The organism is Oerskovia sp. 140933, from assembly GCF_059651515.1.
This window is the reverse complement of the sequence record NZ_JAMXIO010000001.1, coordinates 172,094-196,356: the sequence shown is the minus strand read 5'-3', so window position 1 is coordinate 196,356 and position 24,263 is coordinate 172,094. Positions and strand designations below refer to the sequence as shown.

Genomic DNA, 24,263 nt, shown 5'->3' with positions numbered 1-24,263 from the left:
CGGTGTCTACATGTCGACGGACGACCCGTCGACGACACCAGGGAGAAGCCATGACCACCGAAGCCAGGATCCCCACCAGAGAGGTCACCGGCGCGTACGGGGCGCTCGTGAAGCTCGCCGCCCGCAAGATGCTGGGCCACGTGCCCGCCTCGCTCGGGGTGCTGTGGCACCACCAGGGCGTCCTGAAGGGCGCCCTGCGGATCGGTCGCAAGGTCGACGCGTGGGACGCGCTCGACCGGGAGCTCGCGACGTACGCAGCCATGGCGGCGGCCGCGACGGTCGGCTGCGGTGCGTGCCTCGACCTCAACTACTTCCTGGCGCACGGCCACGGGCTCGACGCCGCGAAGGTCCGGGAGGTGCCGCGCTGGCGGGAGTCGTCGGTCTTCACCCCGCGCGAGCGCCGGGTCATGGAGTACGCGCAGGCCGCGAGCCTGACCCCACCTGCCGTGACCGACGAGCTGTCCGACGCGCTCCTGGCCGACCTCGGGCCTGCTGCCCTGGTCGAGCTCGCGGCGCGGGTGGCGTTCATGAACATGTCGGCCCGCATGAACGTCGCGCTCGGCATCCGCTCCGACGAGTTCGCGGCGGCCTGCGGGCTTCCCGCGCTCGCCGTGCCGTCGGCCTCGCAGGGCGCTGAGTAGGCTCGTGCAGGTGGCAGATGTCGCGCGCGTGGCCGACGACGACCCGTTCGTCGTCCATCGGAGGCTGCTCTTCACCATCGCCTACGAGATGCTGGGCTCGGCGGGTGACGCCGAGGACGTCCTGCAGGAGTCGTGGCTGCGGTGGGCGGCGTCCGACCGGTCCGAGGTCCGTGAGCCCCGCGCCTACCTCGTCCGGGTCGTGACCCGACAGGCGCTGAACCACCTCCGCACGGTGGCCCGTCGCCGCGAGGAGTACGTCGGCGAATGGCTCCCGGAACCGGTGCTGACCGGCCCCGACGTGGCGGACGACGTCGAGCTCGCGGAGAGCGTCTCGATCGCGATGCTCACCGTGCTCGAGACGCTCGGGCCGTTCGAACGAGCGGTGTTCGTCCTGCGCGAGGTGTTCGACGTCCCGTACGCGGAGATCGCGGAGACCGTCGGGAAGTCGCCGACCGCCGTGCGGCAGATCGCTCACCGCGCCAAGGGGCACGTCGCCGCGCGGCGGCCCAGGGTGCACGTCGTCCGCAGCGAGCACGAGGAGGTCGTGGCCCGGTTGGTCTCCGCGCTCAACTCGGGGGACGTCGACGGTCTTCTGAGCGTCCTCGCGCCGGACGTGGTCTCGGTCGCCGACGGCGGCGGCAAGGCACGCGGCGCGGCCCGGCGACCGATCGTCGGGGCGCAGCGGCTGGCGCGATACCTCGTGGGAGGGATGGCGAAGGCCGGTGGATCGCTGGTCGCTGCGCCGACCCGGGTCAACGGCCGGGCGGGGATCCGGATGGAGCTGGACGGGCGGCTCGTCGGCGTGGCGAGCCTCGTCGTGGTCGGCCGCCGCGTGACGGAGGTGTACACGACGGCGAACCCCGACAAGCTCGGCTGGCTCGACACAGGGGTCGACCTGGGCCGGTGACCCGGCCGGCGCCCGCAGCACGAGGGCACCAGCCGGACCGCGCCGGGCACGCCGGGCACGTGGCCCGAGGGTGAACTCACCCGACGCGTCGCCCCCCGGCGACGCACCCGGCGGCGAGTGGGCGCGCGCTCACCGGAATCGCGGCGTGCGACGGCTACTGTCTCCCGGATGGACTCGACACCACGCAGCACCTCGACACGGCGCACGACCTGGCAGGACCTCCCGCCACGGGTGCGCGAGGACGTCGAGGACGTCCTCGGCGGCGAGGTGGTCGAGGCCGTGAGCCAGGCCCCAGGGGCCTCGTCGGTGAGCGCGGACCGCGTGCGCACGGCCGGGGGAACCAGGGCGTTCGTCAAGGCCGTGAGCCGGTCGCACGACGCCGTCGCCCACGACCTGCTGCGCCGCGAGCTCGACGTGCTGCGCCGCCTGCCCGACGCGGCGCCCGCGCCGCGCCTCCTCGGGGCGCACGACTCCGACGAGTGGGTCGCTCTCGTCATCGAGGACGTCGACGGTCGCCGCCCGACCCTGCCGTCCGAGCGTCGGGAGCTCATCGCGGTGCTCGGTGCGCTGTTCGAGCAGCCCGTGGTGCGTGCCCACGGTGCCTCGCCGTTCCCCGACGCGGCCCCCGAGCTCGCGCACACCTTCGCCGGCTGGTCCCGGCTGCGGGCCGACGACGCCCTGTCGACGCTGCCGTCCTGGGCAGCCGACCACCTCGACGAGCTCGAGGCGCTCGCGGCCGGGGCCGCCCGGGCGGTGCACGGCGACCGGCTCGTCCATCTCGGACTGCGCGTGGACGACGTGCTGATCGACGCGTCCGCCCGGGTGTGGGTCGTCGACTGGTGCTCGGCCGCGACGGGGGCCCGCTGGCTCGACGGCCTCACGCTGCTCCTCGACGCGCGCGCCGGGGGCAGCACGGTCGACGTCGACCGGATCGTGTCGTCCCACCCGTTGTTCCGGGAAGCAGCGCGCGACGACGTCGACGCGTTCCTCGCGGGACTCGCGGGGTACTTCCTCGACGCGGCACGGCAGCCCGCCCCGCTGGACCAGCCGACCCTGCGCGCTCTGCAGCGCAACCAGGGGGTCGCCGCGATCGAGTGGCTCGAGCAGCGGCGGGCATGATCAGCGGGGTGCGGGCGGGCGCAGGTCACCCGTTCCAGGGGACCTCGACGTCGAGCACCCAGGTCACCCCGAAGCGGTCCGTGAGCATGCCGTACAGCGGGGACCACTGAGCCTCCGCGAGCGGCACGAGGGTCGTGGCGCCGTCGGCGAGCCCGTCCCAGCAGCGGCGCAGCTCGTCGGGGTCCGTGCCGCGGACGGACACGAAGACCGGCATGACGCCGGGGTCGTGGCGCGTGTGCGAGGGGACGTCATAGGCCATGACGCGGAACCCGGCGTCGGAGGTGACCTGGCCCCACATGATCTGGTCCGCCTCGGCGGGATCGGTCACGGCGTGCGCCTCGGCGTAGGTCACGGCGGCGAGGTCCCCGCCGAAGACCGACCGGTAGAAGGCCAGGGCGTCGCGGGCGTCGCCGCGGAAGTTCAGGTGCGTCGTGGTGGTGATGGTCATGTCGGCTCCTCGGGCGGTTCGTTCGCGGGGCTCGTGCCCCGTCGGGGACCACTGTGCCGATCCATGAGGTCAGTTCCTGTCCTCATGGTTCGTAGCATGGGGACATGAACCAGCCCGCCGACACCGCGACGCGGCTGCTCGCGCTGCTGTCGCTGCTCCAGGCACGCCGCGAGTGGCCGGGGCCGGTGCTCGCCGGGCGGCTGGGGGTCAGCCTGCGTACGGTGCGCCGCGACGTGGAGCGTCTGCGCGACATGGGCTACGAGATCACGGCCGGGCGAGGGTCGATCGGCGGGTACCGCCTGGACTCCGGCGCGGAGCTGCCGCCGTTGCTGCTCGACGACGACCAGGTCACGGCCATCGCCGTGGCGCTACGGGCCGTGCCGCTGGCGGGGGCGGGTGTCGACGAGGCGGCCGGGCGGGCGCTCGCCACGATCCGCCGCGTCATGCCCTCTCGGCTGCGTCACCGCGTGGACGCGCTGCAGTTCACGACGCTCACCGCCGACGCGCCCGCGAACCCGGCCGGTACGGCGGACGTGACGGACGACCTCGTGCTGCTGTCGACCGCGATCCGTGCGCGCGAGGTCGTGCGCTTCGACTACACCGCGGAGGCCGTCACCCGGGCGGGCGTCGAGGGCGCAGCAGCCACCGCCGACCTGCTGCGACCGCCCCGGCGGGCCGAGCCGCACCACCTCGTGGCCTCGCGGGGGCGCTGGTACCTCGTGGCGTGGGACCTGGGGGTCGCGGACTGGCGGATCTTCCGGGTCGACCGCATGGCCCTGCGCGCGCACACCGGTCCACGGTTCACGCCCCGGACGCTCCCCGGGGACAACGTCCGGGAGTTCGTCGCGGCACGCTTCAAGGGGGGGTCCGCGAACGACTGGCCGTGCCGCGGGAAGGTGGTCGTCGACCTTCCCGCCCGGGCCGTGGCGCCGTTCGTGGAGGACGGCGTCGTCGAGGACCTGGGCCCGGACCGGTGCAGCGTCGAGGTGGGCTCGTGGTCGTGGGTCGCCTTGGCTGTGCTGCTCGGACGCTTCGAGGCCGACGTGCACGTGCTGCAGCCGGACGAGCTCCGGGTGGCGTTCGGGGAGCTCGCCCGGCGGTTCCAGCGGGCCTCGGAGCCCGGCGACCGACCTCGGTGACCCGCGTGGCACCGCGACCTCAGTCGTCGAACCCGCGCGCCCGCAGGGCCTCGCCCAGCGCGTCGGCCTGCCGCATCGAGCCCACGACGAGCGGCACCGCGAAGGCCCGGACGTCGCGCTCGCGGCCGCGGGCCCGCTGGGCGTCGCGGACGCGACCGGCGAGGTCGGCGATCACGGGCACGCTGCGCAGCGCGAGGGCCAGCACCAGCGCGATGCGCTCGACGTCCACACCCACGCGCGCCAGGGGCGAGAGTCCGCGCTCGATCGCCGCGAGCAGGTCGCTGACCCGTGTGGTGCACGTGACGAGCCCCGCGAGCGCCACGAGGACCACGAGCCGCGTGCTGAGCACCGCGGCGGAGGTGAGGTCCATGAGCCACCACTGGAGCGCGAAGACGACGGGCAGGAACATGCGCAGGGGACGCACCTGGCCCCACGCGGCGCGGGGCCCGAGGCCGGCGAGCGCGTAGAGCCCCGTGACCACGAGGGTCGCGGTCCCGACGCCCGCGGGGGAGCGGACGAGCAGCAGGGCGAGCGAGCAGAGCATGAGCGCGGCGAGCTTGGGCCCGGCGGGGGCGCGGTGCAGCAGCGAGCGCCCGACGACGTAGGCCCCGGCCGCGTGGCTCGTCGCCCGGTGCGGTGTGGTCGTCGGCGCACCGGTCACGGTCGCTCGTCCAGGAGCCGGCGGTAGTACGCGATCGCGGGGGCGGGTTCGTCGTCGGCCACGACCTGCCCGTCGTCGATCACGAGGACGCGGTCGTAGCCCGCCATGAGGTCGAGGTCGTGCGAGACGAGCACGACCTGCTGCGGGATCTCGGCGAGCAGCGCGGCGACGCGGCGCGTGTTGCGCAGGTCGAGCAGGGTCGTGGGTTCGTCGGCGACCACGAGCCGCGGGGAGGTCACGAGCACCGACGTGAGCGCGAGGAGCTGCTTCTGCCCGCCGGAGAGCAGGTGGGCGGGGTGGTCGGCGTGCCCGTCGAGGCCGTGGCGGGCGAGCCAGTCCGTGACGAGCCGGTCGCGCGCGGGACGGTCGTGCTCGCCGCGGCGCAGGGAGTAGGCGACGTCCTCGGCGACGGTCGGCATGACGATCTGGGCGTCGGGGTCGGAGAACACGAAGCCCACGCGCCGGCGGACCTGGCCGCCCGAGCGCCGGGTGTCCAGGCCGTCGACGCGGACGGTCCCACGCGTGGGCAGGACGAGCCCGTTGAGCAGCCGAGCCAGGGTGCTCTTGCCCGACCCGTTGGCCCCGACGACCCCGATGCGCCGCTCCGTGAGGTCCACGGTGATCCCGCGCAGCACGTCGCGCTCGCCCAGGCGCACGTGCACGTCCTCCAGCCCGACGACGCAGCCCACCTCGGGCGGCGCGGTCGTCTGATCCTGTGCTCCCGTCGCTGCCGTTGTCCGCATGCTCGTCCCTCTCATCGGACCACCTCGAACAGGGCGCTCACTCCCAGCCCGCCGCCGACGGCTGCGGCAGCGAGCCCGAGCGAACCCGCCGGTGCGCCCGAGCGCACGAGCCGCGAGAACAACCGCACGACCGACACGGCCCCGCTCGCGCCCCACGGGTGACCCAGGGCCAGGGCTCCGCCGTCCGCGCAGAGGCGTGCGTCGTCGTCGGGCAGGGAGAGGGCGTCCATGAAGGCCAGGACCTGGGCCGCGAACGCCTCGACGAGCTCGATCGCGGCGAGGTCGTCGATGCCTCGGCCGGTGCGCGCGAGCAGCTCCCGCACGGCCGGGACGGGCCCCCACCCGGGCAGGCGCGGGTCCGACCCGCGTGTCACTCCGTGCACGAGCCGCAGGCCCGGCAGGCCCAGCCTCGCCCGCACGTGCTCGGGCACGACCGCGACGACCGCCGCCCCGTCGCTGATCGGGCTCGCGTTGCCCGCCGTCACCGCGCCGCCCGGTGTGAACGCCGACGGCAGGCGCGCGAGCAGCGCGGGGTTCAGCGCCCGGGCGCGCTCGTCGCGTGCGAGGTCGCCCACCGCGACGGCCTCGGCGTCGAAGCGGCCCGCCGCGTGAGCCGCCAGGGCGCGTGCGTGCGAGCGGACGGCGTAGGCATCCTGGCGCTCGCGGCCGATGCCGCGTGCGTGGGCCAGGGCGTCGGCCGCGGCCCCCATGTCGGGGTCGCCGTACTCGGGCGGGGTGAAGGGCGCGCGGTCGTACGGGATCGGGGGAGCGGTCGAGCCTCTTCGGGGGCGGCGCGCGCGCAGGGGCGCGGTCGACGGGCTCTCGACGCCGCCCGCCAGGACCAGGTCTCCCTCGCCCGCGCGGACCCCGTGGGCCGCGAGGAGGATCGCGGCCAGCCCGCTGCCGCACTGACGGTCGACCGTGACGCCCGGGACCTGCTCGGTGAGCGGTCCCGCGGGGTCGTCGAGCGCGGCGGCCAGCACTGCGACCCGCGCCAGGTTCCCGCCCGGTCCCGTGCAGTTGCCGAGCGCGACGTCCTTGACGGTCAGGCCGTGGCGCGTCGGCAGGTCGGCGAGGGCCGACGCGAGGACGGGCGCCGCGAGGTCCGCCGCGCCGACGTCGGCGTGCCCGTGGCCCGTCGTCCCGATCCACGTGCGCCGGGCCGCGACGATCACGGGGGTGCTGTCGGCGCTCACCGCAGCGCCTCGTACGCGGGGCCGCCGGACAGCAGGGCTTCGCTGATCGCGCCGCGTGCAGCCTTGCCCGACGGCGTCCGCGGCAGCTCGCGCACGCCGTACCAGCGCCGCGGGCGCTGGGCCGTGGAGAGCGAGGCCCGGGCGACCCGTTCGAGGTGGGCGCGCAGCCCAGGCCGGTCGGCGCACTGGACCACGGCCGTCACGACCGCGCCCAGGCGGCGGTGCGGGGTCCCCACGACCACGACGTCCTCGACGCCCGGGATCGCGCGCAGCACGACCTCGACGTCCTCCGGGACCACGGTCGCGCCCCCCGTGAGGATGGCACCGTCACCGCGCCCCCGCAGGACCAGCGGGGCGCCCCGCTCGCCGGGTCCGGGGACCTCGGCGAGGTCGCCCACGGTGCACCACTCGCCGTCGCGGCGGAACGGGCCGGTCGCGTGCGCGAGGTAGCCGTGCGCGACCCACGGCGAGCGGACCCACACCTCGCCGAGCGTCGCGCCGGGCAGCTCGCGTACCTCGACCTCGACGCCCGGGAACGGGTGCAGACCCGTGCCGTCGGCGTCGATCGCGACGAACGACAGCTCGACCGCTCCGTAGTACGTCACGACGCCAACTCCCGCGCGTGCCGCGCGCTCGCGCACGTCCGTGGGCAGCGAGGCGCCGCCCACGACGGCGGTCCGCAGACTGCTCGGCGCGCCCGCCTCGATCGCGTCGAGGATCGGTTCGAGCGCCGAGGGGACGAGGTGCACGACGTCGGAGGTCGCCAGAGCCGTCGTGATCGCAGCGTCCCCCGTGGCGAGCTGGACGCACGCGCCCGTCGCGAGCGCGTGCACGGCCGCGAAGCAGTACAGGGACGACGCGAGCGGGCCGGGCACCAGCACGGTGTCCTCGGGCCGGGTGCCCGTGAGGCGGTTCGTCGCCTCGAACGACCCCACCCACGAGCCCCGCGTGCGGACCACCGCGCGCGGACGACCCGTGCTGCCCGACGAGAACCCGGCCCACGCGAGATCCGCGGCCGAGGGCTCGGGGTGAGCGACGTCGTCGGGCCCGCCCGGGGTGCTCAGCGGGGTCAGCGCGTCCAGCGCGGTGCCGCGCGGGAGCGGGACCTCGACGAAGCCCGCCGGGGCGATGGTCCGCAGGACCTCGGCGCGCTGGGCCCGCGACCACGAGTGGTCGCAGACCAGGGGGGTGGCTCCCGCGAGGTCGACCGCGAGGAGGGCCGTGAGGAGGTCGACCGGGTCGGGCAGCGAGATCGCGACGACGTCGCCCACGACCGTCCCGGTCGCCCGCAGGAACTCCGCGCCCGCCACGACGTCCGCGGCGAGGGCTCGGTAGGTGCGGGAGCGTTCCGGTGAGCGCAGCGCGCAGCGACCCCCTGCGGAGCTGCGGGCGTGCGCGATGACGGTGCGGGCGACGGGCATGAGGGGATCGTAGGTCGATCAGGCCGCGGGGCTCGCGGCGGACCGCTGCTCGGTGGAGCGTCCGGGGCTCTGGGGGCGGCGCAGCGGCGAGGCCGCGGGGTAGGCGCGGACCACGCCGACCGTGACCGAGGCCGCGATCACGGCCTTGAGGAGGTCGCCCGGGAGGTACATGAGCGACCCGGTCGCGACGGTCTGGAGCGGGAAGCCCGTGACGAGCGCCTGGAGCGGGATGCCCAGGGCGTACATGACGAGCATGCCGCCCACGACGCTCGCGACCAGGACCCGCCAGAACGTCAGGGTGCGGAAGCGCTCGACGATCAGGCCGACGACCGCAGCGCCCGCCACGAACCCGATCAGGTAGCCGACCGACGGGCCCACGAAGACCGCGGGGCCGCCGCGGCCGCCCGACAGGAGCGGGAGGCCCGCCGCGACCAGGGCCAGGAACGTGAGCATCGCGAGCGCGCCGCGCCATGCGCCGAGGAGGGCGCCGGCGAGCATGACGCCCAGGGTCTGGAGCGTGATCGGGACCGCGTTGCCGAACAGGGCCAGCGAGCCGGGCATGCCGAGGACCGCGGTCAGTGCGGCAAAGGTCGCGATGCGGGCTGCGTCGGCGGCGGTGATGCGCCAGCGGGAGGTCGCGGAGGTCTCGGAGCCCGCACTGCGGGGTACCGGCTCGTGCGACACCGGTGCGTCGGGGTGCTCGCTCGCGGGGACGTCAGCGGGCAGTTCTGCGGGCAGGTCGGTGCGCACTGCGCGGGCCACGGGGTCTCCTCGGGAAGGGCGTGAGGTGCCGGGTGGCACGTGTCCACTCTTGTCGCGGACAGGGGGCCGGTGCGTCGGTGCCACGAATCAGGGAGAGCAGCGTGCGTTGGCGGAAGTCGACAACCGGTTGGAGGAAACCTCCAACCAGATCCCTTCGTGGGGGTCCCGGCTTGAGGAATCGTCCCGGCGCGGGTCTAGGGGCGGAGGTGGCGACGCCCCGCGACCTGCTGGGCCACCAGCGCGATCGCCGCACCGACTCGCCTGCGCAGGTATCGCTCCTCGGTCACGGTCCAACGGGGCGAGCAGTCGTCCTGCCCGACGAGCCACGGGATGCACGCCACGGTGAGCCGCGGCGAGGCAGTCCTCGGGGCTCGTCCACGTGAGCACCCTGCCGCTGCGCGTCGCGACGACGTCGCCGCCGTCGGCACCCTCACCCCACCACAGGGTCGTGGACCTGTCGTTGCGCACCACCTCGAGAACGTAGCCGGACAGAGGGCCGGCTGATGCTGTGCTCATACCGGCATCCTGCCCCCTCGACGGGGCAGGATGCGCTCGTCGATGTGCGTGGTCGTCCGGACGCACCCCGTTCCCGGTCGGGACGGCCCCGGGGTGGGGTGTGTCGTTCGCGCAGTCACCACAATTGTTGCGACGACGCGAACAACGCACCCCACCCCCGGGGAGCCGGACGCGGTGCGACGACCCGCCCTACTTCTTCTCGTGCAGCAGCCCGAACTCGCTGAGCAGCTCTCCGATCTCGGTCGCGTCGATCCTGCGCAGCAGGCGGTTGCGCAGGATGCCGGGGCCGGGGATGTGCAGCTCCTCGCCGTCGCGCAGGCGTGTGGTCGCGGCGAGCAGCTTGCGCACGTCGTAGGTCGAGTTGAAGACCTCGGGCACGCCCCGCTCGATCCCGAGGAGCTGGTAGGCCGCCTCCATGCCGGTGCGCACCGAGTACTCGGTCGTGAAGATCGTGTCGCGCGTGGTCTCGGCGAACTGGCCGATGAACGCGAAGTTCACGGCCCCCTCGGGGACGACGTCCGGGCGGTCGCCTGCCCGGCGGGGCAGGAAGAACGAGGTCACGTACGGCATCATGACGGGTACCGTCATGGCACCCGTCGCCGCGAGCTCGGGGATCTCCTCGACGGGAACGCCCAGGTGGTAGAGCCACTCCTGCGTGATCTCCTCGCCCGTGCACTCCTGCATGGGCTTCTTGACGAAGTCCCCGGGGGTGTCGACGAACAGCGAGTAGACCCAGGCCACGATCTGGTCCTTCGGCTGCTGCTTGAAGTGCGGCTGCCGGTTGACCGTCCAGCTCATGAGCCAGGCCGAGTCGCGCACGGTCACGATCCCGCCCGTCACGACGCCGCCGCTGAACGGGTCGCGCTTGGCGATCTTCTGGATGTACTCCGGGATGCGGGCGTCGAGCGTGGTGACGGTCGCCGACTCCCACTTGCTCTCGGGGATGTTGGTGCAGAACACCTCGGGGCGACCGAACGACGGGTCGCGCCGGGCGATGTTCTTCCACAGGTCCCAGGCCGGGGCCGGGCCCTCGTCGAGCTTCGCGGCGGTGTGGTGGTCACCGTCGTCGGAGTTCTCGGTGAGCGAGCCGATCGTGGTGAGCACCAGGTCGTCCTCGCCCAGGTCGACGCCGCCCTCCTCGCCGTCCTTGATCCAGTGGATCCGCGTCGCGAGCTTGCGCTCGGGCGTGATGTCGAAGTCGATGTCGGTGACCTCGGTCTGGAAGTGGAACGTCACGCCCTGGTCGATGAGCCAGCGGGTGAGTGGCAGCACGAGCGACTCGTACTGGTTGTACTTGGTGAACTTCAGGGCGCTGAAGTCGGGCAGCCCGCCGACGTGGTGCACGAACCGGTGCAGGTACAGCTTCATCTCCAGGGCGCTGTGCCACTCCTCGAACGCGAACATGGTGCGCCAGTAGAGCCAGAAGTTGCTCGCGAGGAAGTCCTTGCCCAGGACCTCGTTGATCCGCTTGCCCTCCATCTCCTCGCGGGTCGCGAGGAAGAGCTTGACGAGGTCCTTCTGGGCCTTGTCGTTGAGGGTGAAGAGGCCGTCGGTGTGCGCGTCCTGCCCCTGCTTCTCGGTCACGCGCTGCAGGGAGAAGTTCGGGTCGTCCTTGTTGAGCCAGTAGAACTCGTCGAGGACCGACGCCCCGTCGATCTCGATCGACGGCACCGACCGGAAGAGGTCCCACAGACATTCCATGTGGTCCTCCATCTCTCGTCCGCCGCGCACGACGAATCCCTTCTTGGGCTCCCGGATGCCGTCGAGGGCGCCGCCCGGCAGCTTGAGGCGTTCGAGGATCGTGATCCGGCTCCCGGGGACCTGCCCGTCACGGATCATGAACGCCGCACCGGACAGGGACGCGAGGCCGGCGCCGACGAACCAGGCCGACTTCCTCTCCGCTCCCTCGGGCTTGCGCGGTCGCGCGAACGCCTCGTAGTTGCCGCTGCTGTAGAACATGTGCCATTCCCTTCATCGACGGATCTTCTGAAGTGGGTGCAGCACGGGCCGAGGCGGGATCTCCGCCCTCGGCCCGGACGTCAGGGGGTGGGGGCGGGGGCGACGGTCGCGAGGAACCCGCGGACGATCTGGCGCGCCTGCGCGTCGAGCTCGACCGAGGCGTCGCGGCTCGCGTGCGCGCCGGTCGAGGCCTGGGCGAGCAGCAGGTGGAGCACGGCGAAGACGCTGCGGGCCGCCCGGGAGGCGTCCTGCCCGACGGCGTCGGGCACCTCCACCGCTGGGCCGGGAGCGGTGCCCGGCGCACCGGGGGCGGGGCTCGCTGCCGCGACCAGCCGCTCGGCGATCCGCGCCTCGAGGCCTTCGACGAGGGCCAGTCCCTCGGTCCGGTACTTCTCCTCGGGGGAGCCGAACAACAGCTCGCGCTGGTGGGCCGCCGCGTTCTGCGCGTGCTTCGAGCTCTCGACGAGGATCGGGGCGACGAGCGCGACCACTGCGTCGGCCGGATCGGCGATCCCGGCCGACGCTCTCTCGCCGGCCGCGACAGCCTCGCGGAGGTGCTCGTTGTAGACCATGAGCAGCAGCTCGCCCTTGGACGCCGCGTACCGGAACAGGGTCCCGACGGCGACGTCGGCACGCTCGGAGATCTCCTGGGTCACGACGTGCTGGAAGTCGCGCTGGTCGAACAGCGTCGAGGCCGCCTCGAAGATGCGCTTCTCCTTCTCGCGCATCGCACGCTGGCGGCGCCCGGTCGGGGGAGTCGTGCGGAGCTCGTTCGCTGCTGCCGTGGCGATCACGACACCACCTCCTGGTGAGTGTGCTCATTTTTGAGCGTACTCCGCGAGGAGGGGCGTGCAACCGGGGGGAACGAGCCGTCACCGTGCGCATCAGGACGGGGCGATCTCCTGACGGTCAGCGGCTCGACCGGTGTCCGGGGACAGGTGTGTTGTTCGCGCAGCCACCACCATTGTGGTGGCTGCGCGAACAACACACCCCGCTCTCAGGGTGAGCCGGACGGGCGCGCCCGACGTGGGCGTCGCGCCACCCGTCGTACCAGGAGGGTCAGACCTCGCCGGGCATCGCCTTGCGGATCACGAGCCGCGTCCAGCCGCCGAGGTAGATGCGGTCGCCGTCGGCGACCTCGCGGCGCTGGCCGGCGGGGATCGGGTCGATGGGCAGCTCGCCGCCCGCAGGGCTGAGGTAGGTCCCGTTGGACGACTGGAGGTCCTCGACCCACCAGCGTTGTCCGTCGGTGTTGAGCTGGCAGTGGCGCCGCGAGACGCCGGTGTCGGCGCCGCAGTCGATCTGCGGGTGGATGTTGCGCGAGGCCGACGGACGTCCCACGAGCACGCTGCGCTCGCGCAGCACCACGAGCCCCGGCAGCCCGGCGGACGGCAGCGGGTCCTCGGCCTTCTGCGCCTGGTACCAGTCGGGATCGATCCACACCTCGACGACCCACTGGTCCTCGCCCGGCACGGGCGGGGTGGGCAGGTGCGTCCCGGAGCCCGACGGCGTCGCGCCCGTCCGCGCGGACGTCGCCTCGGCCTCGGCAGGGTCCGAGGGTGCGGCGAGCGGGTCGGCTCCCGGCGTGACCGGGGCAGCGCCCGCGGCCTGCGGCTCGCCCGTCCCTGGTCCGGAGACGGGCGGGGTCAGCGCGGCCGGGGCCGACAGCGGATCCGCCGACGGGGCAGCGGCGGGCGAGCCCACGGGGGGAGTCCCGGGCGCGGCGACCGGGTCCAGGTCGAGCGACGACGCCGGGGGCGAGAGCGGGGCCGGGGTCGCAGCCGACGGCGCCCCGGCGGGCTCGGGCAGCGAGCCGGTCGTGAAGTCGTAGCCGCAGTTCTCGCAGAACAGTGCCCCGGCCGCGGCCGGGAAGGAGCAGTGCGGGCACGCGATGGGCTCGCCACCACCGGCACCAGCACCGGCAGCGGGCGCGCCGGCCCCCGCGGAGCCGGAGGACACGGCCCCCGACGCGCTGCTCGCCGCGGCCCCCATGGGCTCGCCGCACACGTCGCAGTAGTCGGTCGACTCGGACGCGTGCCCGTTGGGGCAGATCGCGCTCATCGCTTGACCCGCGTGGTCTTGGTCGAGGCGGTGTCGAGGGCCATCTCGTCGAGCTTGTCGGTGTTGCGCTTGAGCCGCACGGTGCCCTGCTCCTCGCTCTCGATCTCGACGACCTTGCGCAGGCGTGAGGTCGCCTCGTCGTTGCCGGTCTCTGCGGCGAGCTGGACGGCGCGGCCGAGCTTGACCGTGGCGGTCGCCTCGTCGCCCGCCGCCTTGGCCGCGAGGCCCTCCTGGATCGCGGACGCGAGCTCGGCCTGACCCGTGTAGTGCGCGACCTCGGGGTTGATGCGGGTGGTGAGCGCGCCGTCGTCGGACCACTTGGCCTTGACGAGGCCCGACGAGACGACCTCGCCGTTCACGGCGAGCTGTACGCGCGCCGCGAGCTGCTCGGAGCCCACGGGCTTCGAGGCCACGCGCACGGCCACGTGGTAGTCGCGGGACTCGTCGCCCCACGACCCCGTGGGGTAGGAGCCTGTCAGCGGGTTGACCACGGCGCGGCGCGTCGTGAGGTCCTCGACCGTCGGGGCGACCTGGCGGACGAACAGCACCTGGGCGCCCTGCGGGGCCCACACGCGCAGGTCCGCGGAGGCCACGCCGCGCGACATGGACTTCTGGATGAGCGAGGAGAAGTCGGCCGCGATCTCGCTCGGGTCGGCGATCAGGTCGACCGTCCCGAGCAGGGCCGTCGAGATCTCGCGCAGCTCGTCGACCTGCCAGCGCGACCCGACGCCGCGCGCGTCGCACTGGAACTTCCCGGTCACGTTGCGCACGACCTGCGACAGGTTCTCGCGCGGCTCGGACTCGTTCTTGCCGTCCGTCAGCAGGATCGCGTGGCGCTGCGCGGCCTGGGGGACGGTGTCGAAGAGCTGGGCCGCGAGCTGGAGCCACGTGCTCATCGCGGTGCCGCCCGACGGGCTCATCATCGCGATGGCCCGCTTGGCCTCCTCACGCGCCGCAGGCTCCATCTGGACCATCGCGACGCGCGCGTTCGGATAGGGGAACGCTCGCTGCGCGACGTGGCTGCCGCCGACGATCGCGAACCAGGTCCCGTCGAGGATCTGGTCGACCGCGACCTGCGCCGCGTACTTGGCGGACTCCATGTTGCGCCCCGACATGGAGCCGGACGTGTCGACCATGATGATCTCGGCGACGCCGCCCCCGGAGGTCGCGGCACCGGCCTGACCTGCCCCTCGGGCGGTCACCGTCACGATGGCGTGCACATCCGTGGCGCCCTCGGACAGGAACTCGTTCTGGAAGACCTCGGCGGAGAACTCGGCCATGGGTTCTGGGCTCCTTCGTGGATCAGAGGGCGCGCGTCGCGGGCTCGTCGCCCGTGACAGCGTCTGTGTGCAGGTTATCGGAGGTGGTCGAGGCGGGGAGCGCCTCGAACCGGGCGAGGGTCGCCGTGATGTTGTCGCGGCCGCCCTGGGCGTTGGCCCAGCGCACGAGCTCGGTGGCCAGCGCCCGGGGCTCGCGCCCCGACGAGGCCTCGGTCGAGCGCACGAGGTCCGCGAGGTCGTCGGCCGCCGAGCAGTAGTTCCACAGGCCGTCCGAGCAGACCAGCAGCCAGCCCGACGAGTCCGGGACCGTCGGGGCGCACCGCGCGGCCGGGTCGGTCGAGTCGGGGCCGAGCCAGCGCGTGATCGCGTGCGCCTGGGGCGAGTTCTCGGCCACGTGGCGCGGGGTGCCCATGGCCATGAGCTCGTGCGCCCAGGAGTCGTCGACGCTGAGCTGGCGCGCGGTCCCGGCGTCAGGGATCCAGTAGGCGCGCGAGTCGCCCACCCACCCGGCGACGATCAGCGGGCCGTCGACGACGGCCGCGACGAACGTGCACGACGGCGGCTCGGCCCGCTCGGCCTTGTCGCCCACCGCGACCAGGACGGCGTCGTTCGCGGTCGTCGACGCCGTGACCATGAGGGTCTGCCAGGCCTGGATGCGCTCGGTGACGTCCCCCGTGACGGGGGTGGCGCCGTCGGGCCCGCCGGACGCGAGCACGTCCCGGGCCGCACGCGCGGCGGCGAGGCTCGCGACGTCCGAGTCCGGCGCGGCCGAGACCCCGTCGCACACGACGAGCGCCGCGAAGCGCCCGGCCGTGACCGGGTCGCCCGACGCGGCGAGCGCCATCGCGTCCTCGTTGCGCGCGTGGCGGATGCCGCGGTCGCACACGCCCGCGACCCAGGGCGCGGGTCGCTCGGCCCAGTGGTCGCGCTCGACCTGGGCCTTCTCGCCGCACTGCTCGCAGTACCCGTCGTCCGCGACGGCCCCGCCGCAGCTCGTGCAGGGGCGCCGGGCCGCCGGGGGAGGCGGGGGAGGCGGCGGCGGCACGGCGCCGGAGTCCGGATCCGTGGGCTTGAGGTCCGGCGGGGGCGGCGGCAGGGTCAGGGGCGGCAGCGCGGGCACGGGCGGGCGCGCCAGGATCGGCGGCCCGTCGCCCGCGTCAGCCCCCGGCCCGACGGCGGAGCCGCAGTTCTCGCAGAACCTCGCCCCGGGCGCGGGCACCTCGCCGCACGTGGCGCACGGCGCGAGCAGGCCGGACGCGCTCTCCTGCGCGCTCACGTCGTGGTCCAGCGGCGCACGGCGTTCGCCTGGTCGACCAGGTCGATCTTCGCGACCCGGTCCTCGGTGAGCGACGCCATCTCGCGGTACGCGCCCTCGAGGGCGTCACGCAGCGGCGGTTCCTTGGGCTCGACCCCGCCGAGCCGCGCGGTCCCGACCTGCTTCTTGACCGTGACCTCCTCGAGCGCGGAGCGCAGCACGTCGATCGAGAGCGCGACCCGGTCGCGCTGCGGGATCGCGACCGACTCGACGCTCGCCAGGGCCTCGGCCAGGGCCGTGAGCCCGCGGTCGGAACCGGCGAGCAGCCGGGCGCGGCGCATGCGGGCGTCGGTGTAGGAGCTGCGGGTCGGGGTGACCAGGTCCAGGGCGTGCAGCGCCCCGTCGAGGTCTCCGCGCGCCTGCCGGATGCGGGCCAGCCCGAACGCGGCGGGCGCCGTGTAGTTGGCGTCCGACCGGGCGCAGATCACGTACAGCGACTCGGCGATGTCCGGCTCGCCGCTGACCTCGCACGCGACCGCGAGCGCCAGCTTGGGCGCGAGCTCGCCGGGCACCTGCCCGTAGACCGCGTTGAACGAGGCGCAGGCGTCCGCGGCCTCGCCGCGCGCGAGCTCGGCGAGTCCGCCGATCCACGCGGCACGCCACTCCCACGGGTCGTCGGCGAGGATCTCGACGATGGTCTTGTCGACCTCCGCGAACCGGCGGTGCTCGATCGCGGCCTTGGCGTACGCGAGCCGCACCTCGACCGTGGCCTCGGGCGCGGCCGCGAGGGCAGCCATGCGTGCGGCCGGGTCGGCGATGTTGACGCCCGCGAGCCAGCTCGCCATGGGGTCGGACTCGTCGATCTTGAGCGTCGGCAGGGCGTCCCACGTCAGGGGGTGGTCGGCGTCGTCGGACACGGGGGCCTCGAACAGGACCGACGCCGCCGAGTGCAGCGCACCGCTGCCGGGGCCGCGGTCGGTCGCGACGACCTCGCGCAGCACACCGATGAGCTGGGCCCGCATCTCGTCGACCGTCGCGAACCTGTCGGACGGGTCGAGCGCGCACGCCTTGGCGAGCAGGCGGTAGAACGAGTCGTACTGCTGGAAGACGGGGGTCTCCGACACGGGCGGCAGGGATGCGACGTACGTCGTCTGGTTGCCGCGGAAGTCCAGGACGAGCGTGGCCAGGGTGCGCCCGATCGTGTAGATGTCGGACGCGACCGAGGTCCCGATCTCGGCGACCTCGGGTGCCTGGTAGCCGACCGTGCCGAAGATCGCGGACGTCATGTCGTCCAGGCGCCGCACGCCCCCCAGGTCGATGAGCTTGACGCCGTCGCCCTGCTGGATCATGTTGTCGGGCTTGAAGTCGCAGAAGATCAGGCCCAGGTCGTGCAGGTAGGCGAACGCCGGGAGGATCTCCAGGACGAACGCGAGCGCCTGGTCCACGGGCAGCGGGTCCACCACTCCGTCGTTCGCGTCGCGGCGGTCCTTGAGGAGCTCCTTGAGCGACTTGCCGCCCACGTACTCCATGACGGTGTAGCCCGCGCCGTCGTGCATCACGAAGTTGTAGATCTCGACGATCAGCGGGTGCTCGACCTCGGCCAGGAACTGACGCTCGGAGATCGCGGCCGCGAACGCGTCGGGGTCCCCCGAGTTGAGCAGGCCCTTGAGGACGACCCACCGGCCCGAGACGTTCTGGTCGCGGGCCAGGTAGATCCAGCCCAGGCCGCCGTGCGCGAGGCAGCCCACGACCTCGTACTGGCCGCCCACCACGTCCCCGGGCGAGAGCTGGGGATCGAACGAGAACGCGGTCCGGCACTGGGGGCAGAACCCCGACGTGCGGCCCGGGACGCCGTCGCGCGAGCGGCCGACCTTGGCACCGCACGTGGGGCAGAAGCGCTTGGACTCGGCGAGCTCGGGCACGGCCATGATGGCCTGGAGCGGGTCGCGGACCGGGGCGCTGGGCACGGTCGTCAGGCCCGCGCCCAGGCGGTGGCCGCGCAGGCGCGTCGAGGACGTCCCGACCCGCCGGGTCGACCTGGTGCCCGTCACGGCCGAGCGGGCCGAGCCGAGGGCGGCGCTCGCGAGCTGTGTCGAGCTCGTGCGCCCGGTACGCGTCGAGACCGCCTCGCCCTCGGGGCCGGTGCCGGCCGCGTAGTTCGGCGCGGCCTGCGCGATGCCCGTGCCGAGCAGGGCCGACGGCGAGGCGGCAGCGGTCGCGGAGGGCGCCGGGGTCGCCGAGGACGCTGCCGTGCCGGGAGCAGCGGTCGGACCCGACGGCGCCGCGGGCGAGCCGCAGACGTTGCAGTAGCCGTCCTCGATGAAGCCGGTGCAGCCCGGCTGGGAGCAGGGCTCCTGAGCGGTCGTGGTCATCGGGACGATCCTTCCTGGCCCGGTGCGGGCGGCGGTGCGGGTGACGATCCGGGCGACGCGAGGTGCGCCGGGAGCGGACGGGACAGGAACTGGTACTGCTCGACGAGGAAGCGCAGCAGGACGACGTCGCAGGGCACGGCCTCGCCCGCCGCGCGGGCCTCGGCCAGGCCCGAGCGGACCGTGGGAGACGCGCTGCGGCCGTTGGCGTCGGCCTTCACGCGGTAGGCGTCCAGCCGGTACCGGAGCTCGGCACGCTCGCGCAGCGGCGCGGTGTACGCGGACTCGACCGTGTCGAACGCGCGCGCGACCGTCGCGAGGCGCGTCAGGAACCCGTCGAGCCCGGCCCGGTCCGCGGGGACCTCGCCGAGGCGCGACACGTCGGGCACCGCGAGGCGCGGGGGAGCGGCGATCTCTCGCCGGCAGCGCGCGGCGAGCTCGCGCAGCGAGGGCTCGCGGGCCTCGAGCGCGGCGTAGCGCTCGACGGCCTGCTGGCGGTCGCGGGCCAGCTCGCGCCGCTCGGACGCGCCCACGATGAGGTCGCGCTCGGTGCGGGCGACCTCGGCCTCGAGCTCGGTCAGCGGTCCCGTGACGTCGGCACCTTGCGACGCCTTGTCGCGCAGGCGCGTCCAGCGCGTGCGGAGCGTCGAGACCCGGCCGCGGGCCGCGGTGTCGGAGCCCGCGAGGTCGTCGCACCGGGCCAGCTCGGCGCGCAGACCACGGAACCGGGCGACCTCGTCGGCCGCGTTCGGGTCGAACGACAGGCGCGTGCGCAGCGCGGCCACGATCGCGTCGCACAGCCGCGTCGCCTCGACCAGGGACACGAGCGAGGACCCGTCGGGCGAGCTGAGGCGCCCCCACACGAGCTGCGAGATCTTCTCGCGCGCGACCGCGTCGGCCCGTCCCGAGTCCCACACCACGCCCATCTCGTCGGCGCGCGTACGGGCCGCCTGCCAGAGCGTCAGGGCGAGCAGCATGTCCGCGGTGTACGTCTCGGGGGACGCCGCGGCCAGGGCGGCGGCGTCGAGGCGGTCGAGCTCGGTGCGTCGCGCCCGCAGCCACTCCTCGAGCCGCGAGAGGTACTCGTACAGCTCCGCCGCGGGGATCGCCTCGCCCAGGCGTCCGGGCGCGCTCGGGGCCTGCTGCGTGCGCGGCACCACGGGCTGCCCGCCCGCGGCAGGGGAGGGCGACGAGGCTGGTGTCACGGCGTACGGCCGTACACGGCGGCCGGCGGGGCGGGAGCCGGGCCGAGGACGCCGAGCCACTCGTCGTACATCGCGGTCCACGTCCCGTCGGTGCGCATCTGCTCCAGGACACCGTTGACGAACTTCACCATGTCGACGTTCGCGGCGGGCACCCCCAGCCCGTACGGCTCGTCGGAGATCGCCTGCCCGACGACCTTGGCGTACGGGTCCTGCGCCGCGAAGCCCGCGAGGATCGTGTCGTCTCCCGTGATCGCGTCGACCTTGCCCTGCTGGAACAGCGCGAGGCAGCCCGTGTGGGTCGTCGCGGGCACGGCCTCGATGTCGGGGTACTCCTGGAGCCGTTCGAGCGTCGTGGTGCCGTCCGGGGCGCAGACCCGCTGCCCCGCGAGGTCCGCGATGCCCGCAGCCTCGGAGTCGCGCGTCACCAGGACCTTCTGGCCCGCGTGGTAGTACTCGGACGAGAACGCGATGGTCTCCCAGCGCTCGCAGTTGATCGTGAACGCACGGGCCACGACGTCGACCGTGCCCTGCTCCAGCACCTCGAGGCGCTGACCCGACGTGATGACCCGGAACTGCAGGCGGTCCGGGTCGCCGAAGATCGCGTTCGACACCTCGTGCAGGACGTCGATGTCGAAGCCCTCGATCTGACCCGTCAGGGGGTTGCGGGCACCGAGCTGGAGGGTGTCCGCGGAGACGCCCACGATCAGGGAGCCGCGGTCGCGGATCGCGGCCATGGTGCTCCCCGCGGGCAACGCTCCCGGCGCGGGGAGCGGGCCGTCGGGTGCGTACGACGCGACCGGGTTCTCGCACGCCGCGGCCGCGGAGACCGAGCCGCCCGCCGTGCCGTTCACGGTCGCGGAGCCGCCCGCCGCACCGACGACCGAGGCCACGGGCGCACCCGCGGACGACCCGCCGTCGGGCGCGGTGCAACCGGTCAGGACGAGGGCGCCCGTGAAGGCCAGCGCCACCAGGGCGCGCACGCGCCCGCTGCTGCGTGAGGTCGTGGTCACCGGTACTCCTCCAGTCGGACGTTCAGACCGCGCCACGCGAGGACCGCGGCGACGAGGCCCGCGGCCAGCAGGAGCCAGCCCGCGAGGGCGGAGCGGGTGCCCGCCGAGGACAGGTCGGCCTGCGTGGCCTCGATGTTGTCGGTGATGTCGTTCGTGACGGCCTGGGAGAACGCGGCGAACGCGGCGTTCGGGCTGCCCTCGGCCGAGCTCGTCGCGAGCGCGACCGCCCCGTCCCAGTCGCCCTCGTCGTCGAGCGCACGGATCGCCTGGTGCTGCGTGACCCAGTCGTCCAGGTGCCCCGCGGCCGTCCCGTCGAGAACCCCCGCGTCGCCGGCCTCGTCGAGGCGCTGGGCGGCGTCGGCCGTGAGCTCGACGAACGACTCCTCGTACGACTGGCCCGAGCCCCGCTTGATGAGCGTGAAGCTCTCCATGGCCTTGGCGTCGTTGGCCTCGGAGTACGCGGTCGAGGCCGCGAGCGTCGCCGCGTAGGGCCCGTCCCGGACCGCGGCGGCGGCGCCGTTGGTCTGGCTCAGCAGGACCGCCCCCACGACCCCGACGACCAGCACGACCACGCTGGCCGTGAGCAGCCCCACGTTGAGCACGCGGTGCGTGCGCCGGGCGAGCCACACCTGCGTGCCGATCAGCAGCGCGAGGCACAGCACGCCCGCCGCGAGGATCCACAGCGCGTTGCGAACCATCGACAGGTCTGCCGCGACACGGTCGGCGTTGTCGTCCACGAGCGTGGTGAGCGTCGGCAGGATCTCGTCGCGCAGCAGCGTCGAGGCCTGGTCCAGGTAGGCCGACCCCACCGGGAACCCCTGCCGGTTGTTCGCGCGCGCCTGCTCGATCAGGCCCGTGTAGACCGCGACCTGGGACGCGACCGCACCCAGCTCGCTCGCGTCCGCGCTGTTGGAGCCCGCGAGCTCGGCGAGGCGGACCGAGGCGTCCGCGATCGCGTCGTCGTAGCGCTCGCGCTGGTCCGCGGGCTCGAGCCCGCCCACGAGGAACGCGTTGGTCGCCGAGGCGTCCGCGACCACCAGGGCGTTGCGGACGTCCTGGATGCCGACGAGCTGGCTCGTGTCCGCGCGGGCGTCGTCGAGCGCGGCCTCCTGGACGCGCGCGGCCTGGAAGCCGAGCGCACCGAAGACCACCGACGCGAGCACGCACAGCGCGAGCGCGATCCGCAGCCTGCCGGGCGAGCGTCGCAGCGCGCTGCGCACCCCCGCGCGGCGCGCGGCCCGCTCCTGGGCCTGCGTGGGGGCGGGCGCCCCCGCCTGCGCCGCCGGTTGCCCGGCGGTCGCGGGCTGGACGGCCCGACCGGTCGCCGGGGCGGACCCGGGCGGCGGCGTCAGGGTCTGGCTCATGCGGGCTCCTCCTGAGGGGAGACGGTCGGGTTGTCGGTCGGTTCGGTCGGTTCGGTGGCGTCGGCGGCCGGGCTCTCGTCGGCGTCGTCGGAGGGAGCCAGGATGCGCTCGGAGCCCCCGGACGCGTCCTGCGGCAGCAGGTCCTCGGGCTGGAGCCGGCGCAGCTCGTCGAGCGTGGGCTCCGGGGTGTCCTTGAGGCGCCACGCGTGCCGGGCGATGGCCGCGTCCAGGACGTTGCGCGCGTGGCGGCCGTTGCCGAACCCCTCGGTGCGCGGCACGGCCGAGACCATCTGCTCGAACCGGTCGAGGGTCTCCGGGAGCGCCTCGAAGTCCGAGGAGGAGGCCATGCGCTCGAAGATCCCGCGCAGCTCGGCGTCCGAGTAGTCGTCGAACGTGATGGTCGTCGAGAAGCGGGACTCGAGGCCGGGGTTGGTCGCGATGAAGCCGGCCATGGGGCCGGGGTACCCGGCGACGATCACCACCAGGTCGTCGCGGTGGTCCTCCATGTCCTTGACGAGCGTGTTGATGGCCTCGGCGCCGTACTGGTCCTCCGCGAGGCCGTACGCCTCGTCGATGAACAGCACGCCGCCGATCGCGGTCGCCACGACCTCCGAGGTCTTGACGGCCGTCTGGCCCAGGTAGCCCGCGACGAGCTCGGAGCGGTCGACCTCGACCAGGTGCCCCGTGCTCAGGAGCCCGAGCGCGCGGTAGATCCCGGCGACCAGCCGGGCGACCGTCGTCTTGCCCGTGCCGGGGTTGCCCAGGAACACGAGGTGGCGCGTGAGCGTGGGCGTCGTCAGGCCCGCGGCGGTGCGCAGCTTCTCGATGCGCAGGAGCTCGGTCTGCTGGCGGATCTCGTGCTTGACCCGGTCGAGCCCGATCAGCGCGTCGAGCTCGGCGAGCAGCTCCTCGAGCGAGCGGGGAGGCTCGGCCTCCTCCTCGTCGGGGGTGGGGGCGTCCCCGGCGGTCGCCGTCTGCCCGGCACCCGCACCCGGCGAGCCCGACGGCGCCGCGTCCGTCCCGGGGGTCGGGGCGCCCGGGGCGGGGGCGCCCGGGCCGCGCGCGCCCAGCGCGTCGAGGATCGCGTCGACCGTCGGGACGACGTCCTGCGCGGGGGGCCGCGTGCCGCCCGCGCCGAGGAGCGCACCGAGGTCGAACGGGTTGGTGCCGCTCGGGAGCGTGGGGTCGAACGCAGGAGCGGGGAAGCGGGTGGGCGCGCCGTGCGGTGCGGTGTGCGGCTGGGCGGCCGCACGCTGCACGGCCGTGGTGCTCGCCGCCGTCGCCGCCACCGACAGCCCCGGGGAGCCCAGCGCGGCGGCCGCGTCGACCACGGCGGCGAGTGCCTCCGCATACGCGGCCGCGTGCTCCGAGCCGCCGACCACGAGAGCCGTGAGCTGGTCCGTCGGGGCCGAGCGCCACCGCCGACCGCGTTGCGCGGCCTCGAAGAACGCCGTGTAGTCGCCGGGGTCGCGACCCACGGCCTCGAGCCATGCCGGGGCCGCGCCCGTGGACGACTCGGCCACCGCGGCGGCGAGCCGCTCTCCCTCGTGCGCGACGTCGTCGGGCACGAGCGACGCGCCACGGCCCACCGTCACGAGAGCCTCGATGCTGCGGGCGAGCGCCCCCTGGCGCGCGGCGCTCACGGCCGTTCCAACCCGCCCGGGGTGCCCGGCGCCTGGGGCTGGGCCGTACCCACCCCCGCGTCCGGGGACAGCGCGATCGAGGACGACTGGAACTTCTCCGCGAGGAACTGCCCGTGCGCGACGAGCGCGGCGGCGTCCGCGCGCGAGACCGCGTCGGAGATCTTGTCGAGCGTCACGCCCAGCAGGTCGAGCTGGTCGCACAGGATCATGAGCGACGTCTTGCCACGGTTGACCGCGCGCGTGTCCGCGAAGTCGCGCGGCAGGCGCAGGTAGCCGCCCACCGCCTCCGGCAGGTAGCTCGTGGCCGTCGCGACGACGGTGTGCGCCTGCGCGCTGCCACCGCCCAGGCGGTCCAGGCGGGGAGCCATGTCGTCCACGGTCTTCGCGATGCGGTTGACCCGGGCCGTGACCGCGGGCGGGACCCGGCCCTCGATCTGCGCCTGCACGGCGTCGACCGAGGCCAGGATGTCCGCGCTCGTCGGTGCCGGCGGCAGCACGGGGGTCTCCGGCGGGCGACCGCGCCCGCCGCCGAACAGGTCTCGGAACCAGCCCATGGTGTGCGGC

The 24,263-nt window shown here is 74.3% G+C and carries 21 protein-coding genes; 4 read left to right on the top strand and 17 right to left on the bottom strand.

The genetic code is table 11. The features are described from left to right. The first annotated feature begins 50 nt into the window (after nucleotides 1-50). From NHG27_RS00860 to NHG27_RS00850, 3 genes are all read left to right on the top strand, one after another. Nucleotides 51-641, top strand: coding sequence for a carboxymuconolactone decarboxylase family protein (locus NHG27_RS00860; RefSeq protein ID WP_193720652.1), 591 nt, complete (start codon nucleotides 51-53; stop codon nucleotides 639-641). Between the two features lie 10 nt (nucleotides 642-651). Beyond that, nucleotides 652-1,548 carry an RNA polymerase sigma-70 factor gene (locus NHG27_RS00855; RefSeq protein ID WP_321575447.1) on the top strand — a complete coding sequence of 299 codons (897 nt, stop codon included), beginning with the start codon at nucleotides 652-654 and terminating at the stop codon, nucleotides 1,546-1,548. 168 nt (nucleotides 1,549-1,716) lie between these two features. Then, entirely contained in the window at nucleotides 1,717-2,667 is a 951-nt protein-coding gene (locus NHG27_RS00850) for a protein kinase family protein (protein ID WP_497014434.1), read from the top strand. Nucleotides 2,668-2,692: 25 nt separating this feature from the next. On the opposite strand, the gene NHG27_RS00845 is transcribed toward NHG27_RS00850, so the two are convergent. Beyond that, complete coding sequence (locus NHG27_RS00845; protein WP_193720654.1) at nucleotides 2,693-3,115, bottom strand: VOC family protein; 423 nt, start codon at nucleotides 3,113-3,115, stop codon at nucleotides 2,693-2,695. A 104-nt stretch (nucleotides 3,116-3,219) separates the two neighbouring features. Between NHG27_RS00845 and NHG27_RS00840 the strand changes: the two genes are divergently transcribed. Next, nucleotides 3,220-4,254 (top strand): helix-turn-helix transcriptional regulator, encoded by a 1,035-nt coding sequence (locus NHG27_RS00840; protein WP_497014433.1) that lies wholly within the window; start codon nucleotides 3,220-3,222, stop codon nucleotides 4,252-4,254. A 19-nt stretch (nucleotides 4,255-4,273) separates the two neighbouring features. Here NHG27_RS00840 and NHG27_RS00835 read toward each other — a convergent pair whose 3' ends face one another. The 16 genes from NHG27_RS00835 to NHG27_RS00760 form a co-directional block, all read right to left on the bottom strand. Continuing rightward, nucleotides 4,274-4,915 (bottom strand): energy-coupling factor transporter transmembrane component T family protein, encoded by a 642-nt coding sequence (locus NHG27_RS00835; protein WP_193720656.1) that lies wholly within the window; start codon nucleotides 4,913-4,915, stop codon nucleotides 4,274-4,276. Beyond that, entirely contained in the window at nucleotides 4,912-5,658 is a 747-nt protein-coding gene (locus tag NHG27_RS00830; RefSeq protein WP_497014432.1) for an energy-coupling factor ABC transporter ATP-binding protein, read from the bottom strand. The genes NHG27_RS00835 and NHG27_RS00830 overlap by 4 nt, the downstream gene beginning before the upstream one ends. Before the next feature lie 11 nt (nucleotides 5,659-5,669). Next, nucleotides 5,670-6,854 carry a thiolase family protein gene (locus NHG27_RS00825; RefSeq protein ID WP_497014431.1) on the bottom strand — a complete coding sequence of 395 codons (1,185 nt, stop codon included), beginning with the start codon at nucleotides 6,852-6,854 and terminating at the stop codon, nucleotides 5,670-5,672. Further along, the gene (locus NHG27_RS00820; protein WP_497014430.1) at nucleotides 6,851-8,275 is read right to left on the bottom strand and encodes a class I adenylate-forming enzyme family protein; all 1,425 of its coding nucleotides are present in this window, start codon (nucleotides 8,273-8,275) and stop codon (nucleotides 6,851-6,853) included. The genes NHG27_RS00825 and NHG27_RS00820 overlap by 4 nt, the downstream gene beginning before the upstream one ends. Nucleotides 8,276-8,293: 18 nt before the next feature. Next, the gene (locus tag NHG27_RS00815; protein WP_377615860.1) at nucleotides 8,294-9,037 is read right to left on the bottom strand and encodes a biotin transporter BioY; all 744 of its coding nucleotides are present in this window, start codon (nucleotides 9,035-9,037) and stop codon (nucleotides 8,294-8,296) included. Nucleotides 9,038-9,742: 705 nt separating this feature from the next. After that, nucleotides 9,743-11,512, bottom strand: coding sequence for an oleate hydratase (locus tag NHG27_RS00810; protein ID WP_497014429.1), 1,770 nt, complete (start codon nucleotides 11,510-11,512; stop codon nucleotides 9,743-9,745). 80 nt (nucleotides 11,513-11,592) lie between these two features. Then, on the bottom strand, nucleotides 11,593-12,306 hold the full coding sequence (locus NHG27_RS00805) for a TetR/AcrR family transcriptional regulator (protein WP_497014428.1): 714 nt from the start codon (nucleotides 12,304-12,306) through the stop codon (nucleotides 11,593-11,595). Nucleotides 12,307-12,571: 265 nt separating this feature from the next. Further along, complete coding sequence (locus tag NHG27_RS00800; protein ID WP_497014427.1) at nucleotides 12,572-13,573, bottom strand: FHA domain-containing protein; 1,002 nt, start codon at nucleotides 13,571-13,573, stop codon at nucleotides 12,572-12,574. Then, entirely contained in the window at nucleotides 13,570-14,853 is a 1,284-nt protein-coding gene (locus NHG27_RS00795; RefSeq protein WP_191803032.1) for a vWA domain-containing protein, read from the bottom strand. The genes NHG27_RS00800 and NHG27_RS00795 overlap by 4 nt, the downstream gene beginning before the upstream one ends. Nucleotides 14,854-14,875: 22 nt before the next feature. Continuing rightward, a complete protein-coding gene (locus NHG27_RS00790; RefSeq protein WP_497014426.1) occupies nucleotides 14,876-16,129 on the bottom strand; it encodes a PP2C family protein-serine/threonine phosphatase in 1,254 nt (417 codons plus the stop codon). Then, entirely contained in the window at nucleotides 16,126-18,480 is a 2,355-nt protein-coding gene (locus NHG27_RS00785; protein WP_497014425.1) for a serine/threonine-protein kinase, read from the bottom strand. Before NHG27_RS00785 ends, NHG27_RS00790 begins: the two co-directional genes overlap by 4 nt. After that, complete coding sequence (locus NHG27_RS00780; protein ID WP_497014424.1) at nucleotides 18,477-19,682, bottom strand: hypothetical protein; 1,206 nt, start codon at nucleotides 19,680-19,682, stop codon at nucleotides 18,477-18,479. The genes NHG27_RS00785 and NHG27_RS00780 overlap by 4 nt, the downstream gene beginning before the upstream one ends. Beyond that, nucleotides 19,679-20,692, bottom strand: coding sequence for a glutamate ABC transporter substrate-binding protein (locus NHG27_RS00775; RefSeq protein WP_497014423.1), 1,014 nt, complete (start codon nucleotides 20,690-20,692; stop codon nucleotides 19,679-19,681). Before NHG27_RS00775 ends, NHG27_RS00780 begins: the two co-directional genes overlap by 4 nt. Then, a complete protein-coding gene (locus tag NHG27_RS00770) occupies nucleotides 20,689-22,056 on the bottom strand; it encodes a GlnX family signal transduction membrane protein (RefSeq protein WP_193720666.1) in 1,368 nt (455 codons plus the stop codon). The genes NHG27_RS00775 and NHG27_RS00770 overlap by 4 nt, the downstream gene beginning before the upstream one ends. Then, entirely contained in the window at nucleotides 22,053-23,699 is a 1,647-nt protein-coding gene (locus NHG27_RS00765) for an AAA family ATPase (RefSeq protein ID WP_497014422.1), read from the bottom strand. The genes NHG27_RS00770 and NHG27_RS00765 overlap by 4 nt, the downstream gene beginning before the upstream one ends. Further along, on the bottom strand, nucleotides 23,696-24,253 hold the full coding sequence (locus NHG27_RS00760; RefSeq protein ID WP_227748681.1) for a hypothetical protein: 558 nt from the start codon (nucleotides 24,251-24,253) through the stop codon (nucleotides 23,696-23,698). Before NHG27_RS00760 ends, NHG27_RS00765 begins: the two co-directional genes overlap by 4 nt. Nucleotides 24,254-24,263 lie beyond the last annotated feature (10 nt).

Excerpts from the sequence above, each read along its gene's own strand:
- NHG27_RS00820 (WP_497014430.1), bottom strand. The coding sequence starts at position 8,275 with ATGCCCGTCGCCCGCACCGTCATCGCGCACGCCCGCAGCTCCGCAGGG.
- NHG27_RS00850 (WP_497014434.1), top strand. The coding sequence starts at position 1,717 with ATGGACTCGACACCACGCAGCACCTCGACACGGCGCACGACCTGGCAG.
- NHG27_RS00770 (WP_193720666.1), bottom strand. The coding sequence starts at position 22,056 with ATGAGCCAGACCCTGACGCCGCCGCCCGGGTCCGCCCCGGCGACCGGT.
- NHG27_RS00840 (WP_497014433.1), top strand. The coding sequence starts at position 3,220 with ATGAACCAGCCCGCCGACACCGCGACGCGGCTGCTCGCGCTGCTGTCG.
- NHG27_RS00785 (WP_497014425.1), bottom strand. The coding sequence starts at position 18,480 with ATGACCACGACCGCTCAGGAGCCCTGCTCCCAGCCGGGCTGCACCGGC.
- NHG27_RS00845 (WP_193720654.1), bottom strand. The coding sequence starts at position 3,115 with ATGACCATCACCACCACGACGCACCTGAACTTCCGCGGCGACGCCCGC.
- NHG27_RS00760 (WP_227748681.1), bottom strand. The coding sequence starts at position 24,253 with ATGGGCTGGTTCCGAGACCTGTTCGGCGGCGGGCGCGGTCGCCCGCCG.
- NHG27_RS00800 (WP_497014427.1), bottom strand. The coding sequence starts at position 13,573 with ATGAGCGCGATCTGCCCCAACGGGCACGCGTCCGAGTCGACCGACTAC.
- NHG27_RS00810 (WP_497014429.1), bottom strand. The coding sequence starts at position 11,512 with ATGTTCTACAGCAGCGGCAACTACGAGGCGTTCGCGCGACCGCGCAAG.
- NHG27_RS00860 (WP_193720652.1), top strand. The coding sequence starts at position 51 with ATGACCACCGAAGCCAGGATCCCCACCAGAGAGGTCACCGGCGCGTAC.
- NHG27_RS00795 (WP_191803032.1), bottom strand. The coding sequence starts at position 14,853 with ATGGCCGAGTTCTCCGCCGAGGTCTTCCAGAACGAGTTCCTGTCCGAG.
- NHG27_RS00830 (WP_497014432.1), bottom strand. The coding sequence starts at position 5,658 with ATGCGGACAACGGCAGCGACGGGAGCACAGGATCAGACGACCGCGCCG.